Source organism: Phytoactinopolyspora endophytica (assembly GCF_004138495.1).
GTDB classification, from domain to species: domain Bacteria; phylum Actinomycetota; class Actinomycetes; order Jiangellales; family Jiangellaceae; genus Phytoactinopolyspora; species Phytoactinopolyspora endophytica.
In genome coordinates this window covers 1-2,198 of record NZ_RZHA01001789.1, presented here as the reverse complement: position 1 = coordinate 2,198, position 2,198 = coordinate 1, and the positions used below count along the sequence as shown (strand labels likewise).

Here is a 2,198-nt window from a genome sequence, read left to right as displayed (position 1 = left end):
GTTGTCGACGACGGGTGAAGAATGACCCCGTAGCGACGGTTGAATTTTGACCCCCTGGCGGCACCCTGGCTTTAGTCGAGCCGGGGAGGACAGGGGTGTTATCCGTGGAGGATTGGGCTGAGATCCGCCGGCTTCATCGGGCGGAAGGGATGCCGATCAAGGTGATTGCTCGGGTGATGGGTGTCGCGAGGAACTCGGTGCGTGCCGCGTTGGCCTCGGATGCTCCACCGAAGTATCGGCGTAGGCCGGCGGGTTCGATTGTGGACGAGGTTGAGCCGCGTATTCGGGAGCTGCTGCGGGCGGATCCGGGTATGCCTGCGACGGTGATCGCTGAGCGGATCGGTTGGCAGCGGGGTTTGACGGTGCTCAAGGAGCGGGTCGCGCAGTTGCGTCCGGTGTATCTGCCGCCGGATCCGGCCTCACGCACGGTGTATGTGGCTGGAGAGATCGCGCAGTGTGATTTCTGGTTCCCGCCGATCACGCTGCCGGTGGGGTTCGGGCAGAGCAGAACGGCGAGGCAGTTGCCGGTGTTGACGATGGTCACCGGGTATTCGCGGTGGTTGTCGGCGCTGTTGATTCCGTCCCGGGAGTCCGAGGATCTGTTTGCTGGCTGGTGGCAGTTGATCGAGGCGCTGGGGGCTAGCCCGCGGGTGCTGGTCTGGGACGGCGAGGCTGCGGTCGGTCGCTGGCGCGGCAGGCGGGTGGAGCTGACCCGGGACTGTCAGGCGTTTCGCGGCACGCTCGGCGCCAAAGTGGTCGTCTGCAAGCCGGCGGATCCGGAGGCCAAGGGCATCATCGAGCGAGCGCATCGCTATCTGGAGACGTCGTTTCTGCCTGGTCGTCGTTTCACCTCACCGGCGGATTTCAACATCCAGCTGCGGCAGTGGCTGGCCAAGGTGAATACCCGCCCGCGGCGGGCGTTGGGCTGTTCGCCGGCTGAGCGGATAGCCGCTGACACGGCGGCCATGCTCGGGCTGCCACCGGTGGCGCCTGCCACCGGATGGCGCCACGCGACACGCCTGGCGCGGGATCACTACATCCGGCTGGACGGCAACGACTACTCGGTGCACCCATCGGTGATCGGCCGTCGGGTCGAGGTGATCGCCGACCTTGCCACAGTGCGGGTACTTTGCGATGGCGCGCTGGTGGCTGAGCATGCGCGGATCTGGGCCAAACACCAGACGTTCAGCGATCCCGGGCACGTGAGCGCCGCGCGGGCGTTGCGCCACGAACGCCTCGAGGTGGTGCACCCGGGCGTGGACGACACGGTGGTCGAGCAACGCCGCCTCAGCGATTACGACAGCGCACTCGGCATCGATGTCGAAGGTGGGGTGGCCTGATGGGCACCACAACCAGCCACGATCTAGCCGGCGAGGTCGCCTTCCTCACCCGAGCCTTGAAAGCACCCACATTGCGGGAGTCGGTGCCACGGCTGGCCGAGCGGGCTCGGGCCGAGTCCTGGACACATGAAGAGTTCCTCGTCGCCTGCCTGCAACGCGAAGTCTCCGCCCGCGAAGCCCACGGCGGCGAAGGCCGCATCCGCGCCGCCCGCCTGCCGGCACGCAAGAGCATAGAAGAATTCGACTTCGATCACGCCCGCGGACTCAAACGCGACATCATCGCCCACCTCGGCACCCTGGATTTCGTCACCGCTCGGGAGAACGTGGTATTCCTCGGCCCACCCGGAACCGGCAAAACCCACCTCGCGATCGGGCTGACGATCCGGGCCTGCCAAGCCGGGCACCGCGTCCTGTTCGCCACCGCCTCGCAATGGGTAGCCCGCCTCGCCGACGCCCACCACGCCGGCCGGCTCCAAGACGAACTCATCCGCCTCGGGCGCTACCCGCTCCTGGTCGTCGACGAGGTCGGCTACATCCCCTTCGAACCCGAGGCAGCGAACCTGTTCTTCCAACTCGTCTCATCCCGATACGAACGCGCCAGCCTCATCGTGACCAGCAACAAAGTGTTCGGACGCTGGGGCGAGGTCTTCGGCGACGACGTCGTCGCCGCCGCCATGATCGACCGCCTCGTCCACCACGCCGAAGTCGTCGCTCTCAAAGGCGACAGCTACCGCCTCAAAGACCGCGACCTCGGCCGCGTCCCAACCAGCAACACAACCGACGAATAAAGATCAACAACCATCCAGGGGGTCAAAATTCAACCGTCGCCACGGGGTCAAGTTTGGAGCGTCGTTGACA

General features: G+C 66.1%; 2 protein-coding genes. Both read left to right on the top strand.

Going from position 1 to position 2,198, the window contains the following annotated elements:
* The first annotated feature begins 95 nt into the window (after positions 1–95).
* Positions 96–1,340, top strand: a complete 1,245-nt coding sequence (gene istA / locus ELR45_RS34195) for an IS21 family transposase (protein WP_129670259.1) — start codon at positions 96–98, stop codon at positions 1,338–1,340.
* Complete coding sequence (istB, locus tag ELR45_RS34190; protein WP_129670258.1) at positions 1,340–2,128, top strand: IS21-like element helper ATPase IstB; 789 nt, start codon at positions 1,340–1,342, stop codon at positions 2,126–2,128. Before istA ends, istB begins: the two co-directional genes overlap by 1 nt.
* The last annotated feature ends 70 nt before the right edge of the window (positions 2,129–2,198 follow it).